Genomic DNA, 15,360 nt, shown 5'->3' with positions numbered 1-15,360 from the left:
TATGACATTGATTTTTATGATTGTACTGGCGCTGATTGGCGGCGCGGCATTGAGCATTCAAGCAGCGCTCAACGGACGCTTGGGCGACAATGTCGGGGTGTTTAAAAGTGCGTTTTTGACCTTTTCGGTCGGGGCGCTGGTCACTGCGCTATTGATATTGTTCTTTGAGCCGCGTCATAGCGTCACCTTGCTCGATGTGCCCAAATGGCAGCTGCTGGGCGCATTTTGCGGCGTGCCCTATATCGTCATCATGGTGGTGGCGGTGCAGCGTATTGGTACGGCGGTGGCGACCGTCGCGGTCATCTTTGGTCAGCTGACGATGAGTGTGCTGATTGACAATTTTGGTTGGTTTGGCAATGAGATGATACCGCTATCGAGCAGCCGCCTGATTGCTATCGCGTGTTTGGCCATCGCGCTGTACTTTATTTACGCCAGTAATAAGGCGGCAACCAAGCGTGCGCAGGTGGCGGTAGAATAGGTTTTGTTTTAAAAAAGTTTAGACAATAAAAGCGGCTGGGTAATAGCCGCTTTTTTCTACGTGAATAAAGCAGGATAATTAACGGATTAAAAAATACAGGCATAAGAAAAAGGCTTCCAATTGCTTGGAAGCCTTTTAATATAATGGTACCCGGAGCCGGACTTGAACCGGCACGCTATTGCTAGCGAGGGATTTTAAATCCCTTGTGTCTACCAATTTCACCACCCGGGCAAAACTTTTTTACTCAATGACAGTGGTGACTGTCTGTTAAATAAGTGGCGCTATTATAAGCAATTGTGTTTATAAAGCAAGCTAGATTTTAACATGTACTTTCGCACTAAATAATTGGAGGCTGAGGTCGGAATCGAACCGGCGTACACGGAGTTGCAGTCCGCTGCATGACCACTCTGCCACCCAGCCAATCAAGGACGCCTATATTAACAAAGATATTTTAAATTACAAGTGCTTTTTGCCAAAAAGACGCGTATTTTTTATTGGTCATTGATTTTGCTAAGGATTTTTAGTCTTTATTTTTGCTACGCAGCTGACATCCAGTAATACTGGGCTTTTTATGCGCTGCACGGTACAATAGGGACTTTCTCTCATCTGCATAATCTATGGAGTTATTATGACGTCTAACCCTGCTCAGGCGACCATTCTTGACGGCAAAGCGCTCGCAAAACAAATCGAGCAGTCATTAAGTGCGCGTGTAGACGCCATCAAAACCAAGACAGACCGCACGCCAAGCCTTGCAACCATTTTGGTCGGTGATGACCCTGCATCGGCAACCTATGTGCGTATGAAAGGCAATGCCTGCCGCCGCGTGGGTATGGATTCTATCCGCGTAGAGATGCCAGAGGCGACCACCACAGAAGAGCTGCTCGCAAAAATAGATGAGCTCAATAACAACCCAGACGTACACGGCATTTTGCTCCAGCATCCTGTACCTGCTCAGATTGACGAGCGCGCGTGCTTTGACCGTATCGCACTGAATAAAGACGTGGATGGCGTGACCTGCCTTGGCTTTGGGCGTATGAGCATGGGCGAGCCTGCTTATGGTTCTTGCACCCCGCAAGGCATCATGCATTTGCTAAACCATTATGACATCGAGCTTGCAGGCAAAGAAGCGGTGGTCGTTGGTCGTAGTGCGATTTTGGGCAAACCAATGGCGCAAATGTTACTAAACGCCAACTGTACTGTGACCATCTGTCATTCAAAAACCAAAAACCTTGCCGACCACGTCAAGCGCGCGGATATTGTGGTTGGGGCGGTAGGTGTGCCTGAGCTGATTAAAGCAGCTTGGATTAAAGACGGCGCGATTGTGGTCGATGCAGGCTTTCACCCAACCGACAACGGCGGTGTGGGCGACATTGAGCTGAGCGGCGTAGAAAACATTGCGAGCGCCTACACGCCAGTACCAGGCGGCGTGGGTCCGATGACCATCAACACCTTGATTCGCCAGACCGTTGAAGCAGCAGAAAAAGCAGCAGGCATCGAGGCGTAATGTCTTGTATGTTGTCGCTTGATTGCATAAGCAGGTGCTGATTGCATTAGGCATCAGTGTCAATCTACCAACTACCACAACGTATTGATAGGTTCTCAAATGTCTAATAGATATACCGATATCCACGAGCGATTGCAGTACATTGGCAGAGAGATTGTCGATGTTTTTCATTACATCATTTTGTTTTTGATCGGTCTGGTGGTCATTTGGACGGCAGGCAAAGAGTTTTTGATCATCATTTACAAAGGCTCGGCAGAATTAAAAGACATTCTGATGTTGTTTATTTATCTTGAGCTTTTGGCAATGATTGGGATTTATTTTAAGACCCATCGTTTGCCTGTACAGTTTTTGATATTCATTGCCATTACTGCCTTGTCGCGCCATTTGGTGGTCGATGTCCAGGCGGTATCGGACTATTTTCACTTGTGGTTGCTGGCGACGATTGCCATCGCCATTATGGCGCTCAGTGCCTCTATCGTGATACTGACGTGGACAGCAAGAATGTTCGGTCGTCCTGAGGATTACTTAGACGACCATCACGCCAGTCACAAGGCAGGCACTTACTCGATGGACGACAATACCAAGCGCCGCCGCGAGTAGGGCGCGCATGTTACGCAATAAAATATAATGATAAAAAAGGCGCCCAATGAGCGCCTTTTTTATGATTTGTCGTTTATGCACTTATAGCCAGTGCGCTTTTTTAAACTTGTAATACAAGTAGCTACACAAGAGCGCAATCAACAATAAAATCACAAAATACGCATACTGCCAATGCAGCTCAGGCATAAAGTCAAAGTTCATGCCATAGATACCTGCGACCGCCGTCGGCACAGCGAGGATACCCGCCCATGCCGCCAGTTTACGTACCACCTCGTTCTGTCCCATATTGACCATCGCCATATAGGTGTCCATCGCCACGCTCAGCATCTCGTTGATGCCGTTGACCGCGTCCAGCGCGCGCAATAAGTGGTCATTGACGTCGCGAAAGTAAGGTTTTGCGGCATAGGGAAAAGAGGAGAGCAAATCGTTTTTCTTATGATTGATAAAAAAGTTACAGATGTCTTGTACAGGCAAAATCACCGCGCGCATGTGTACCAGCTGTGATTTAAGCTCGTATAAGTTTTTAAGTGTGCTTTTGCTAAACTCGTAGGTGAAAATATTGCGCTCTTGCTCACGCAAATAGCTGCCCAAGCGGTCGGTAATCGGAATGTAGTTATCGACAATAAAATCAAGAATGGCGTGCAAAATAAAAATCGGCCCCATGCGCAGCTTTTCGGGGCGGCGATGGCAATGCTCACGCACAGGCGCATAGGAATTTGAGGGACCTGTACGGATGGTAATGATGTAATTTTTGCCCATAAAAATAGCGGTCGTACCATAGCGAATCAGATTGTCTTCAAGCTTTGCGGTACGCACGACCAAGAATATGGTGTCGTTGTTATAGTTTTCGACCTTGGCGCGCTGATGGTCGCCAAAGGCATCTTCAATCGCCAGCTCGTGCAAGTCAAAGGCATTTTGCACCTCAGAGATGGTCTGAAAGCTTGGGTCATACAACCCAAGCCAGATGAACTGATTGTTGTTACTCAGCGCCTTACTCACATCATCGAGTGCCACCGCGCCAATCTGTTGCCCTGTTTTACGCGAGTAAGCGTAGCAGTTGACCACCTCATTGGGACTTGAGTCATCGATGTCCTCGTAACGCTCAGCGTCAGGGTCATAGATGGTCATGGTCTCTAGCGTGTCGGCGTGTGAGGCTTTGGCATCGCCATAGATATAACTGTCTTGGCTGTAGGGCTGGTCGCTGATGTGGCTGTCGCTCAACTGCTCGATATTCGAGTCTGGGGCGATACGCGTGGCGCTGCCAAGGGGCTGTTTGTCATCGTGCTGTGTACTCACGCTGATACCTCAATCGTAAAGTGTCTGACCACGCCAATACTCAAAATGATTATGGCAGATATGCGCTGTCTAACGCGCTACAGCCTGTTATAAGGCGTATTGTTTGAGCGTCTCAATGTCTACCAACGCCAACAGGCTCTCGTGACATGCCTCAAGCTTGAGTGGCGGGGCAACATCAAAATCAAGCGCCTCAAGCCAGCGTAGCGCACAGATGCACCAATAATCCCCAGGCTGCAATCCTGGAAAGTGATACTCAGGCAGCGGCGTAATCAAATCATTGCCACGACTGGATGAAAAATTTAAAAACTCGCTGGTCATTTTCGCGCACACCGTATGCTGTCCCCCATCGTTCATACCTGTGTGACAAAAGCCATTGCGGTAGTAACCAGTAATCGGGTCAAAGCAGCAGCTGGCAAGCGCTGTACCCAAGACATTGGCTTGATTGAGTTCAGGGCTGGGATGGTGGTCAAACGACATAGCGACTCCAAGGATAACCGCCCTATTGGCAACGAAAGGCAAATGGGCTGGGTGATTCAGACAAACTGAATAAGTAATCAAATAAAAAGACAGCGATAAGCTAAAGTACACAGCGCTGTCATGATAGTCGCTAGTGTAACATGAGTCTGACAGGCGATTGTACTCGATAAGACGCTTGGGCAAGAAAAGACAAAAGAAAACCCTGTGCGGCAAATGACGCGGCAATGGCGGGGCAAACTGCGCGAAAATTGTGCCCAATTGTGACTAGGAGAAATCTGACGGCTATGCTAAACTGCGTCATAAAGTGTCTTAGACCGTAGTCATATTCATATCGTCGTTTTAGCATCCTAATCGCATACTTAATTATTATACACCCCGTTGGGTTACCTGGTTTTGTGATAATTGGGTCAATGATGCTGCGTGCTAAAAATGTATTGCTAAGCAAAGCGCAGTATCAGCCCAAGAGCGACGACCATCTTATCACGCCACATTTTTTGGCAAACGATACGCCAAACAAGGATTTATTGTGTCTGCCAGTTCTGATTTTGCTGCTTCTGATTCGTTAACTATCACCAATCCTGCCCAAGCCTCGCATCAGGGTTTGCCTTTGATGAGCAACTTTGCGGCTGAGGTCGCGAACAGCTGGCTGCTGCCTGATGGGGTGGTGGATGTCTTGTTCGAAGACGCGCAAAAACAAGAGCTGCTACGCTACCAATTGACCCAGCATTTGATTTTGCATGGTTATCGCTTGGTCAGCCCGCCGATGATTGAATATACCGAGTCGCTCTTAAGCGACGCCTCAGAAGATCTAAAGCGCCAAACCTTTAAAATCATCGACCAGCTGACGGGTCGTTTGATGGGCGTGCGCGCGGACATTACCCCACAGATTTTGCGCATTGATGCTCATCATGGCGGCGATGCCATCGCCCGTTATTGCTACGCAGGGCACGTGATTCACACCTTACCATCAGGGCTGTTTGGCTCACGCACGCCGCTACAGCTGGGTGCCGAGATTTTTGGTTGTGCGTCGATGAGCGCCGACATTGAGCTGATTGATGTGCTGTTTGGCATGCTTGGGCGTTTAGAGTTAAATGATGCGCTGCATATTGACTTAGGTCACGTGGCCATCTTTAAGCGCTTATCCGAGCTTGCGGACTTATCACAGGCAGATACCGAGCAGCTGATGCACCTATATGCCAATAAAAACTTGCCTGAGCTTAAACGCGCCTGCCAAAGTATCCCAATGGGCAGCGATTTTTATGCGCTCGCGCGTCATGGTCATGATGTGACGCAGCTGCCCGCCAGACTCTCAGCCGCCGCCCAGCAAGATGCCCAGATTACTGAGGCCATCGTAGCGCTTGAGCGTATCAAAGCCCATTTAGAAGACCAGTGGCAGTGCCCTGTCAGCATCGATATCACCGAGCTGTCAGGCTATCACTACCATACGGGCATTGTGTTTAATGGCTATATTCATAATGAGACGCAGCCACTCGTTCGGGGTGGACGTTTTGATGGCATGCAGCGCCATAGCGAAGGCACGCGCGAGGCGACAGGTTTTAGTATGGATATCAGTCGTTTGCTCGCGCACATCAGTCTTGTGACCGCGCGTATTGCCGTGGTGGACTATGCTGCGCTTAGCCGCGCTGACAGTAACGCAAAGCAAGCATTGACCGCGTATACCAAGACGCTGCGCGATGCAGGCGTGCGCGTGACTGTACCGCTGAGCGCTGACGATACGCCCGCCAATGCCACGCACCGCATCGTGTGGGACAATGACACATGGCAGCTCGCTGCGCTATAACCGATACGGGCGCGCTCGGCAGTCTGCTGGGCGCTGCCCATCTTTATTTAAGACAATACTGATTTTGATGCATGTTTTTGGCATCATTTTTTTTGAGCACACACCTTAATACACAATCGTAAGGACTTAACATGGGTAAGAATGTCGTAGTTTTAGGTAGCCAATGGGGCGATGAAGGCAAAGGCAAAATCGTTGACTTGCTGACAGAAAAAGCATCGGCGGTCGCGCGCTTTCAAGGCGGTCACAATGCTGGTCACACGCTGGTTGTGGATGGCAAAACCACCGTCTTGCATTTGATTCCCTCAGGTATCTTACGCGGTGATGTGACTTGCTTCATCGGTAACGGTGTGGTGTTAGCCCCTGACGCACTGCTCAAAGAAATGAAAGAGCTCGAAGACACTCAAGTGCCTGTGCGTGAGCGTCTGCGCGTGTCACCGAACTGCCCACTGATCATGCCGTACCACGTGGCACTTGACCAAGCGCGTGAAGCCAAGCGCGGTACTGGCAAAATTGGTACCACAGGTCGCGGCATTGGCCCTGCCTATGAAGACAAAGTAGCACGCCGTGCGATTAAGCTTGCTGACTTATTCCGCCCTGATTTAGAAGAAAAACTGCGCAACCTGATTGAATACCACAACTTCCAGTTGACCGAATACTACAAAGTAGACGGCATCGATTTTGATGACACCTTGGCACTGTGCCAAGAGTGGAAAGCGGAGCTGCAAGGTTTGGTGACGGATGTGACCGAAGAGCTGGACCAATTGCGCCGCGCGGGCAAAAACCTGATGTTTGAAGGCGCGCAAGGCACATTGCTCGACATCGACCACGGTACCTATCCGTTTGTGACCAGCTCAAGCACCACCGCTGGCGGCGTATCTACAGGTACAGGTATCGGTCCATTATACTTAGACTACGTGCTGGGCATCACTAAAGCTTACACCACGCGTGTGGGCAGTGGTCCATTCCCAACTGAACTGTTTGATGACGTGGGCGCACACCTTGCCAAAGTCGGTCACGAGTTTGGTGCAACCACAGGTCGTGCGCGCCGCTGCGGTTGGTTCGACGCCGAAGCACTACGCCGCGCGGTGGTGTTAAACTCACTGTCAGGCATTTGCTTAACCAAGCTTGACGTATTGGACGGCTTGGACGAGATTCGTATTGGTGTCGGCTACGAGCTGCCAGAAACCGAATGCGAAGGCGCGCACGACGCTGAGTTTTATGAGACGGTCACGCCAAAATACGAAACTTTGGCTGGCTGGAGCGAGTCAACTGTTGGCATCACCAACTATGACGACCTACCAGAAAACGCGAAGACCTACATCAAGCGTATCGAAGCGCTGATTGATTGCCCAATCGATATCATCTCAACGGGTCCTGACCGCGCTGAGACCATCGTACTGCGCGACCCGTACGACGCGTAATTGTTCTTAGATTGTCTGTGATAACACACAGAGAATAATGAAGCCCCGATGGAAACATTGGGGCTTTTTACAACCTTTCGGGCATGTCGATTATGCGTAAATTGCCCCTATCATTTATAGGCGTAATGGTTATAATAGGCAGCAAGCGCACTTCGGCAACATTTTGCCAAGCTTATGGGTCATGGCGGGACAGCCACACGAACGGCTTTACCGTGAGCAATGACATATAACGATCATAATTTTGCGCGATAATGATTTTATAATTGGTTTATTTTATTTGGATTAGGAGTCTTTCATGGCTATCGAACGCACGCTATCTATCATCAAGCCTGACGCTGTTGGCGGCAACCACATCGGCGCAATCTATGACCGTTTTGAACAAGCGGGTCTGCGCATCGTTGGCGCAAAAATGTTGCAATTGGATGATGAAAAGGCTGGCGGCTTTTACGCTGAACACGCTGAGCGTCCATTTTACAACGACCTAAAATCTTTCATGACTTCAGGCCCAGTATTGGTATCGGTACTAGAAGGCGAAGACGCGATTGCTAAGCACCGTGACATCATGGGCGCGACCAATCCAAAAGAAGCGGCAGAAGGCACTATCCGTGCTGATTTTGCCAACAGCATCGACGAAAACGCGGTACACGGCTCAGACTCAGCACAGTCAGCTGCCCGTGAAATCAGCTACTTCTTCAATGAAGACGAAGTTTGCCCACGTACACGCTAATTGCTGTCGTATTGACCCGATAACCGTGCGGTGTATTCGCTGATTGCGTGATATATCCTGTCACAAGGGTTGATATTTGGACAAATGCCATCATCAAGCGGCTTATATCCCAAGGATATAGGCCGTTTGAGTTATGATTGATTGCTATTTTTATGCGGATAAGTCGTTGTTTTTGTTATCATAGACTTATTATCAATAAGCGCGTCTGGTTCATCATCATTTCACAGATGCGCTGTATTTTCTTCGTTATTGTCGTTTGGCAATCGATTGCCCAAATGCGATAACCCCTCTTTATAGTTTATGTCGATAGGTTTTTGCTTATGTCAACTGCACCCACGCCCGTCTCATCACAGCCTGCCCGTACTGCTAAGGGCGAGAGCATCCGTATCGTTGATGAAGCACAAGCCAAAACCAATTTACTGGGTATGACACCCGAGCAGCTCGCCGCGTACTTTAAAGAAATTGGCGAAAAGCCATTTCGTGCGACGCAAGTCATTAAGTGGATTTATCAATACGGCGTGACCGATTTTGCGCAAATGACCAACTTAAGCAAATCATTGCGCGAAAAGCTAAGCGCGCATGCGTGCGTCACCCCGCCTAAAGTCTTGCACCGCAAATACAGCGATGACGGCACGCGTAAGTGGATTTTTGAAGTAACGGGCGGCTCATTGGTCGAGACGGTACTGATTCCTGCCGATGACAGCAAAGCCAACGGTCGAAAGACGCTGTGCATCTCCTCGCAAGTGGGCTGTGCGCTCGATTGCAGCTTTTGCAGTACAGGCAAGCAAGGTTTTGAGCGCGATTTGAGCGCCGCTGAGATTATTGGGCAGCTGTGGGTAGCGAATGCCTCTTATATGACTGATGAAAACGAAAGCCTTGAGCGCGTCGACCACAGCGAATGGCAAAACAACGTCACCAACGTGGTGATGATGGGTATGGGTGAACCGCTACTCAACTACAAGCCTGTCGTTAGTGCCATGGAGTTGATGCTCAGTGACCACGCTTATGGACTGTCCAAGCGCCGCGTGACCTTATCGACCTCAGGCGTCGTGCCAAAGATGTACGATTTGGCAAAAGATATTGACGTGGCACTGGCAATCTCGTTGCATGCGCCGAATGATGCGCTGCGTAACGAACTGGTACCAATTAATAAAAAATACCCGCTAAGCGAGCTGATGGCAGCGGCAAAGCACTATGTCAACGACATCAATCCGCGCCACAAAAAACACGTGACCATTGAATATGTCATGTTAGAGGGCGTCAATGACAGTGACCAACACGCGCATGAATTGGTCGCGCTGTTAGAAGGCTTGCCCAGTAAAATCAATTTGATTCCGTTTAACCCGTTCCCGCATGCGCCATATGGTCGCTCAAGCAATAACCGCATCCATGCGTTTAGCAATATTTTAAGCCAAGCGGGCTTTGTATGTACGGTACGTCAGACGCGCGGTGATGACATCGATGCGGCGTGTGGGCAGCTCGTGGGACAAGTCGCTGACCGTACCCGTCGCCAAGCGACATGGCAAAAGAGCATTGCCGAGCGCCAGCAAAGCGCGGCAGGTGAGTCAGTCGCAGAGTAGGAATTATGGTTAAAAACGGCAACCTGCAAAAGTTGTCGTTTTTACGTCAGAATGGTAACAAAAGTGTAGCGATGCTCACGAAAATGTACTTATAAGCAAAAAATCCATTAAACTGAAGGCTCATTGAATCAGATATTTGTTGAATCACAGTTTTATGATGGCGGCTATAATGACTTTTATTTCTAAACATGCACAGTACGATACAGAGGTCACTTCCAATTTTTCTCACGCTTTGCAGGCAAAGGTGCTGCTTGGTGCAGCATTGGGCACACTGTTGCTCTCAGGCTGTCAGACCAGCGACAAAGACGCCTTAGTCATTGAGCCTGTTTATTCGCAAACCATGACCCAAGCGAGTGGCAAGCGCAGTGTGGATAAAGAGGAGGTGGCGCGGGTACGTACCGCGCTGGCGGCGCAATACATCCGTGAAAACAGTCTTGACGCCGCGCAGCAGCAGCTTGAAAAAGCGTTTGCTGCCAATAGCCGATACGCGCCTGCCTATGATATGATGGGCGTTTTGCTGCAAAAAGAAGGCAGCGCGAGTAACTTAAAAAAAGCAGAAAGCTACTTTAAGCAGGCCATCAGCTTTGATCCTGAGTTTGAGCAGGCACGCAACAATTATGGCGTGTATCTGTCGCAAATGCAGCGCTATCGTGAGGCGGCGGATCAGTTTGAGATTGCGGGCGCAGCGCTCGGTTACGATGGTCGTATCGGTGCGCTGGAAAACTTAGGGCGCACGTATTTGCAATTGAATGATCGTCCTGCCGCGACCAAAGCTTTTTTACGTGCGCTTGAGGGCAATCGCAACAGCTTGATTGCCCATATTGAGCTTGTCGATTTGTTGCTGGATGCCAAACGCGTGGTACAAGCGCAAAATCTATATGATGAAACCTTACTATTGATTCGCGGTCAGGGCACGACCCCGCGCTTATTGATGCAAGGGATTCGTCTTGCCAACGCGCAAAATGACACGCGTACCCGTCAGCAGCTCGCACAGCAGCTGTTGTCCGCCTATCCGCTCAGTGCTGAGGCAAAACAAGTGAAAGAATGGCTCAAACACCCCGAGGCCCCATGGCAATGACCCCATCCGTAACCACCGCAGACAGCGCCCCTGACAGTACAGACGATACGCCTGCGCTAGCATTTGGCGCGCCGTTACGTCAGGCGCGCGAGGAAAAGGGACTGAGCTTACAAGCGGTGTCCGATGAGCTGTATATCTTGACGCCATATTTGGCAGCGCTTGAGGCAGAGGACTTTGATGCTATGCCGCCTGCGGTGTTTGCGCGCGGCTTTTTGATCAACTATGCGCGGTTTTTAGGACTCGATGCCGAGCCGCTTGCCACCCGTTTTGACCGCGCTTGCCCAAGTCACTATCGCACGCCACCAGAGAATATCAACGCTTTGCCTGTGGCATCTCCTGCCATGTCGGGCAGTACGCGGCGTGTGCGTATCAACCCATGGCTGCTATTGGCACTGATTGCGTTAGTGGTTGGGGCAGTGGCGTTATGGTCACTGGTCAGTGGCAGTAGCGACACCGCGCCTGCACCGACAGCGACGCCGACCGTGATAGAGATGGACAGCGCCGATCAGCAGGCAGGCGCGGCGCTTAACAGCACGGGCAGCGCTATTGGTGCCAGCGGCTCAGCACTGGGTGTCGGTATGGCTTCATCTGCCGCGCTCAGTGTCGAGGTGACCGATGGCGCGACAGTAGCGATTACCGATGCTGACGATACCGCTTTGGTATCCAAGCGCTTGACGGCAGGCACGTACCGCTTTGAAGGCACACCCCCTTTTAACATACAAATTGACGCGGTCGACAAGGTTGCATTACAGATGAACGGCGCACCTGTAGATATGAGCGCCTATAGCCAAGACAACCGCGCTGATTTTACATTAATGCCTGAATAATAAGGGCGCTATAGTGCTATATTGCGCGCTACGCCCCATTTTTTGCATGCTTACTTTGTCGATAAGGATTTTATATGTCAACATCATCGCCAATCAATCGCCGATTAACCAAAAAAATTCATGTTGGTGATGTCGCAATCGGTGGCGACGCGCCGATCAGTGTACAGAGTATGACCAATACCGACACGTGCGATGTGGCAGCGACCGTGGCTCAGATTGAGCGCTGTGTGGACGCAGGCGCAGACTTGATGCGCGTCTCAACCCCGACGATGGAGTCGGTTGCCGCTTTTGCCGAGATTCGTAAACGCGTCAATATTCCTTTAATTGCGGATGTGCATTTTGATCATAAAATCGCTTTGGCGGTCGCTGAGGCAGGCGCAGATTGCTTGCGTATCAACCCAGGCAATATCGGTAGTGATGCCAAGGTGCGTGAAGTGGTTGCGTGCGCGCGCCATCATAACATCCCAATTCGTATCGGGGTTAACGCAGGCTCGCTCGAAAAAGACATTCAGCGCAAATACAGCGAGCCGACGGGTGAGGCGATGCTGGAGTCCGCCATGCGTCACATTGACATCTTAGAGCGCTTAAACTTTGATCAATATAAAGTCTCAGTGAAGGCATCTAACGTGTTTTTGACCATGGATGCTTATCGTTTGTTGTCAGCGCAGATTGACAATCCACTGCATTTGGGCGTGACTGAAGCGGGCGTGTACCGTACGGGTACGGTCAAGTCAGCGATTGCCCTTGGTGGCTTGTTATTAGAAGGGATTGGCGATACCATGCGTATTTCGCTCGCCGCTGAGCCTGAAGAAGAGATTAAGATTGGCTTTGATATTCTAAAGTCATTAAACATCCGCTCAAACGGTGTCAACTTTATCGCGTGCCCCAGCTGCTCGCGTCAAGAGTTTGATGTGATTAAAGTGATGACCGCACTAGAGGCGCGTCTTGAGGACATCCGTGAGCCGATGGATTTATCGGTCATTGGCTGTAAAGTCAATGGACCAGGGGAAGCCAAAGAAGCCGACATTGGTATCGTGGGTGCGGCGCCAAAGTCGCTTGTGTACCGTATGGGACAAAAAAGCCATCTGATTGATACCAAAGATTTGGTGGATGAAATCGAGAGCATGGTACGCGCCCGTGCCGAAGAGCTAGAAAAAGCCCGTGAAAATGAGATTTTGCGCGTCAAAGGCTAAACCTGTATGCCAATAGCTGCGTCAATCAGCGGCTATTGGCATAAAGCACATGAATAACATAACAAAGAGTATAGCGTCAACGTAAGCATTGAGGATGAAAGCGCATCATGATTAAAGCAATCAAAGGATTTAATGACATTTTACCCAACCAATCGGCACAGTGGCTAAAGCTTGAGTCGATACTCGCTGATGTGCTGGGCAGATACGGCTTTGAACATATTCGCTTGCCCATCGTTGAGCAGACCGATTTGTTTGCACGTGCCATCGGCGGCGCCACCGATATTGTCGAAAAAGAAATGTACAGCTTTGCCGATAAATCTGAGCCGCCAACGCCATTAACTTTGCGCCCTGAAGGTACCGCAGGGGCGGTGCGTGCCGTTATTGAGCACAACCTGCTGCGCGGTGACACCCCAAAGCTGTGGTACATGGGTCCGATGTTTCGTTACGAGCGCCCGCAAAAAGGACGCTACCGTCAGTTCCACCAGTTGGGTGTTGAGAGCTTTGGCAGCGCGTTGCCTGATGCTGATGCCGAACTGATTGCCATGACGGCGATGATGTGGGACAAGCTTGGCATCAAAGAAGAGCTGACACTGGAGCTGAACAGCTTGGGCGAGATTGACGAGCGCCGCGCTTATCGTGATGCCTTGGTCACTTATCTAACGGATAAAAAATCTGAGCTGGATGCGGACAGTCAGCGCCGCTTAGATACCAATCCGCTACGTATCCTCGACAGTAAAGAAGCGAGCACGCAAGCGCTGCTACAAGACGCGCCAAAGCTTGCCGACTTTTTGGGTGAAGAGAGCCGCGAGCACTTTGTCCAAGTCCAAGCCTACCTTACCGCACTGGGCATCGCGTTTCGTATCAATCCGCATCTGGTACGTGGTTTGGATTATTACAATAAAACGGTCTTTGAATGGGTCACAGACAAGCTTGGCAGCCAAGCGACAGTCTGTGCAGGTGGGCGCTACGATGGGCTGATCGGTCAGCTCAAATCGGCTGGCGCAAAAGGCGATAAGCCTGCCAAGTCTGAGCCTGCAGTCGGCTTTGCCATGGGGCTTGAGCGTTTGTTGCTATTAATTGAAGCAGTTGCGCCCTTTGACGCGCAGCAGGCGTGTGATGTGTTCGTCGTTGCCCATCCTGACGTGTACGATGCTGGCATGCGTTACGCGCAAGATTTGCGTGCACAGCGTCCAGAGCTGCGCGTAAAAATGGCGAGCGCCACGAGCCTAAAAGCACAGATGAAAAAAGCGGACAAGTCAGGTGCCGCAGTGACCGCTATCCTTGCTCAGCAAGAAATCGAGGACGGCACAGTGAGCCTAAAAGACATGCAAAGCGGTGAGCAAAGCAGCGCTGGACGTGACTGGCTGTTGCAGGCAGGCAACCTACGCCCGTAACAGACGCTACGTGGGCGGACGCCGCCTATACAGATATATTGACAACACTTGCGGTATGCGTGGGTTTATCAGACTTATGGTCTATAGCGTATAACCAACAGCATACCGTGTGATTTTTGATTGGTTTCTATTGATTGGTTTTATCAGGATACAGATATGGTTCAGACCCCAAACTCGCCATCAGCAGACAGCAACATGGATGCGTTAAAACAATACGGCAGCTATATCATTACTGTCATTTTATTGGTACTTGCAGGTTATTTTGGCTGGACGTACTGGCAAAACAACCATGCCCGCGTCGATACTGTGGCCGCTGATCACTATGCCGATATCCAAAATCTCAACCAAGAGATCAATTTGGCATCACAAAACCCTGACTTGAATGCCGAAGCCACCGCCGCCCTTGATAAAAGCCGTGGCGAGCTGACGCAAAATATCGATGCCCTTGTCAGCAGTCATGGCGACTCGGTCTATGCGTGGCAGGCACTAATGATTAAAGCGCGCGAGCAAGCGGATGCTGATGACTTTGAAGGCGCGAGCGAAACGCTAAAAACAGCCGCCGCCATTGACTTAGGCGATGCAGGCTTGAGTGCCATCACGCGTCTTCGTTACGCAGAGACACTGCTTGCCGCAGGTGATGCCGACGCTGCCTTGTCAGAAGCGAAAAGCGACATGCCAAGCCCCTTTGAAGCAAGCCAGCAAGAGCTGCTTGGTGACATCTATATGGCACAAAAAAATGAAGACGCTGCCAAAAAATCTTATAACAATGCTTGGGAGCTGTTGCGTAAGCGCCAAGAGAGCCGTGCCGTATTGGCATTAAAAATGGAAAGCCTTGGTATGACGGTTGCGCCCATTGAATCCGCCCCAGCGCTGATTCAGCAAGCACCAGCCGCAAGTGCGCCTGCCGCGCCGCAGGACATCGCGGTTGATAGTGCGCCAAGCGCATAATAAAAACAACAAAGGCGTAGTTTTTCAACAACAAAG

General features: G+C 50.3%; 14 protein-coding genes and 2 tRNA genes. 12 read left to right on the top strand and 4 right to left on the bottom strand.

Translation table 11 applies throughout. The features are described from left to right. The first annotated feature begins 1 nt into the window (after nucleotide 1). Nucleotides 2-478, top strand: coding sequence for a DMT family transporter (locus JMW05_RS01860; protein ID WP_201503723.1), 477 nt, complete (start codon nucleotides 2-4; stop codon nucleotides 476-478). Nucleotides 479-622: 144 nt separating this feature from the next. Here JMW05_RS01860 and JMW05_RS01855 read toward each other — a convergent pair. After that, a tRNA-Leu gene (locus JMW05_RS01855) sits at nucleotides 623-709 on the bottom strand. Between the two features lie 115 nt (nucleotides 710-824). Beyond that, a tRNA-Cys gene (locus JMW05_RS01850) sits at nucleotides 825-898 on the bottom strand. 208 nt (nucleotides 899-1,106) lie between these two features. Here JMW05_RS01850 and folD point away from each other — a divergent pair. After that, on the top strand, nucleotides 1,107-1,982 hold the full coding sequence (folD, locus tag JMW05_RS01845) for a bifunctional methylenetetrahydrofolate dehydrogenase/methenyltetrahydrofolate cyclohydrolase FolD (protein ID WP_201503722.1): 876 nt from the start codon (nucleotides 1,107-1,109) through the stop codon (nucleotides 1,980-1,982). A gap of 99 nt (nucleotides 1,983-2,081) precedes the next feature. Next, nucleotides 2,082-2,582, top strand: coding sequence for a phosphate-starvation-inducible protein PsiE (locus JMW05_RS01840; protein WP_201503721.1), 501 nt, complete (start codon nucleotides 2,082-2,084; stop codon nucleotides 2,580-2,582). Between the two features lie 81 nt (nucleotides 2,583-2,663). Here the strand turns inward: JMW05_RS01840 and corA are convergent, their stop codons facing one another. Further along, nucleotides 2,664-3,710, bottom strand: coding sequence for a magnesium/cobalt transporter CorA (corA, locus tag JMW05_RS01835; protein ID WP_201505480.1), 1,047 nt, complete (start codon nucleotides 3,708-3,710; stop codon nucleotides 2,664-2,666). Nucleotides 3,711-3,965: 255 nt separating this feature from the next. Then, the gene (locus JMW05_RS01830) at nucleotides 3,966-4,355 is read right to left on the bottom strand and encodes a DUF2237 family protein (RefSeq protein WP_201503720.1); all 390 of its coding nucleotides are present in this window, start codon (nucleotides 4,353-4,355) and stop codon (nucleotides 3,966-3,968) included. A gap of 526 nt (nucleotides 4,356-4,881) precedes the next feature. Between JMW05_RS01830 and JMW05_RS01825 the strand changes: the two genes are divergently transcribed. The 9 genes from JMW05_RS01825 (at nucleotide 4,882) to JMW05_RS01785 (ending at nucleotide 15,324) form a co-directional block, all read left to right on the top strand. Beyond that, the gene (locus JMW05_RS01825; RefSeq protein ID WP_227691397.1) at nucleotides 4,882-6,156 is read left to right on the top strand and encodes an ATP phosphoribosyltransferase regulatory subunit; all 1,275 of its coding nucleotides are present in this window, start codon (nucleotides 4,882-4,884) and stop codon (nucleotides 6,154-6,156) included. Between the two features lie 131 nt (nucleotides 6,157-6,287). Continuing rightward, nucleotides 6,288-7,577, top strand: coding sequence for an adenylosuccinate synthase (locus JMW05_RS01820; RefSeq protein WP_201503719.1), 1,290 nt, complete (start codon nucleotides 6,288-6,290; stop codon nucleotides 7,575-7,577). Between the two features lie 295 nt (nucleotides 7,578-7,872). Further along, the gene (gene ndk / locus JMW05_RS01815) at nucleotides 7,873-8,304 is read left to right on the top strand and encodes a nucleoside-diphosphate kinase (RefSeq protein ID WP_201503718.1); all 432 of its coding nucleotides are present in this window, start codon (nucleotides 7,873-7,875) and stop codon (nucleotides 8,302-8,304) included. A gap of 320 nt (nucleotides 8,305-8,624) precedes the next feature. Continuing rightward, entirely contained in the window at nucleotides 8,625-9,884 is a 1,260-nt protein-coding gene (gene rlmN / locus JMW05_RS01810) for a 23S rRNA (adenine(2503)-C(2))-methyltransferase RlmN (RefSeq protein ID WP_201503717.1), read from the top strand. Between the two features lie 169 nt (nucleotides 9,885-10,053). Next, nucleotides 10,054-10,962, top strand: a complete 909-nt coding sequence (locus JMW05_RS01805; RefSeq protein ID WP_227691396.1) for a type IV pilus biogenesis/stability protein PilW — start codon at nucleotides 10,054-10,056, stop codon at nucleotides 10,960-10,962. Next, nucleotides 10,953-11,789, top strand: coding sequence for a helix-turn-helix domain-containing protein (locus tag JMW05_RS01800; protein WP_201503715.1), 837 nt, complete (start codon nucleotides 10,953-10,955; stop codon nucleotides 11,787-11,789). Before JMW05_RS01805 ends, JMW05_RS01800 begins: the two co-directional genes overlap by 10 nt. 74 nt (nucleotides 11,790-11,863) lie before the next feature. After that, nucleotides 11,864-12,982 carry a flavodoxin-dependent (E)-4-hydroxy-3-methylbut-2-enyl-diphosphate synthase gene (ispG, locus tag JMW05_RS01795; RefSeq protein ID WP_201503714.1) on the top strand — a complete coding sequence of 373 codons (1,119 nt, stop codon included), beginning with the start codon at nucleotides 11,864-11,866 and terminating at the stop codon, nucleotides 12,980-12,982. 107 nt (nucleotides 12,983-13,089) lie between these two features. Further along, entirely contained in the window at nucleotides 13,090-14,376 is a 1,287-nt protein-coding gene (gene hisS, locus JMW05_RS01790; protein ID WP_201503713.1) for a histidine--tRNA ligase, read from the top strand. A 156-nt stretch (nucleotides 14,377-14,532) separates the two neighbouring features. Continuing rightward, the gene (locus JMW05_RS01785) at nucleotides 14,533-15,324 is read left to right on the top strand and encodes a YfgM family protein (protein WP_201503712.1); all 792 of its coding nucleotides are present in this window, start codon (nucleotides 14,533-14,535) and stop codon (nucleotides 15,322-15,324) included. The last annotated feature ends 36 nt before the right edge of the window (nucleotides 15,325-15,360 follow it).

It is taken from the genome of Psychrobacter aestuarii (assembly GCF_904846035.1).
In the GTDB taxonomy this organism is placed as follows: Bacteria; Pseudomonadota; Gammaproteobacteria; order Pseudomonadales; family Moraxellaceae; genus Psychrobacter; species Psychrobacter aestuarii.
The sequence above is the reverse complement of the archived record's forward strand: the minus strand, read 5'-3'. Positions and strand labels throughout refer to the sequence as shown.

Bases quoted from the DNA above. Each gene is read 5' to 3' on its own strand.
- ispG (WP_201503714.1), top strand. From the start codon at position 11,864: ATGTCAACATCATCGCCAATCAATCGCCGATTAACCAAAAAAATTCAT.
- JMW05_RS01800 (WP_201503715.1), top strand. From the start codon at position 10,953: ATGGCAATGACCCCATCCGTAACCACCGCAGACAGCGCCCCTGACAGT.
- JMW05_RS01805 (WP_227691396.1), top strand. From the start codon at position 10,054: ATGACTTTTATTTCTAAACATGCACAGTACGATACAGAGGTCACTTCC.
- JMW05_RS01820 (WP_201503719.1), top strand. From the start codon at position 6,288: ATGGGTAAGAATGTCGTAGTTTTAGGTAGCCAATGGGGCGATGAAGGC.
- corA (WP_201505480.1), bottom strand. From the start codon at position 3,710: ATGACCATCTATGACCCTGACGCTGAGCGTTACGAGGACATCGATGAC.
- JMW05_RS01785 (WP_201503712.1), top strand. From the start codon at position 14,533: ATGGTTCAGACCCCAAACTCGCCATCAGCAGACAGCAACATGGATGCG.
- hisS (WP_201503713.1), top strand. From the start codon at position 13,090: ATGATTAAAGCAATCAAAGGATTTAATGACATTTTACCCAACCAATCG.
- JMW05_RS01830 (WP_201503720.1), bottom strand. From the start codon at position 4,355: ATGTCGTTTGACCACCATCCCAGCCCTGAACTCAATCAAGCCAATGTC.
- JMW05_RS01840 (WP_201503721.1), top strand. From the start codon at position 2,082: ATGTCTAATAGATATACCGATATCCACGAGCGATTGCAGTACATTGGC.
- JMW05_RS01860 (WP_201503723.1), top strand. From the start codon at position 2: ATGACATTGATTTTTATGATTGTACTGGCGCTGATTGGCGGCGCGGCA.
- folD (WP_201503722.1), top strand. From the start codon at position 1,107: ATGACGTCTAACCCTGCTCAGGCGACCATTCTTGACGGCAAAGCGCTC.
- rlmN (WP_201503717.1), top strand. From the start codon at position 8,625: ATGTCAACTGCACCCACGCCCGTCTCATCACAGCCTGCCCGTACTGCT.
- ndk (WP_201503718.1), top strand. From the start codon at position 7,873: ATGGCTATCGAACGCACGCTATCTATCATCAAGCCTGACGCTGTTGGC.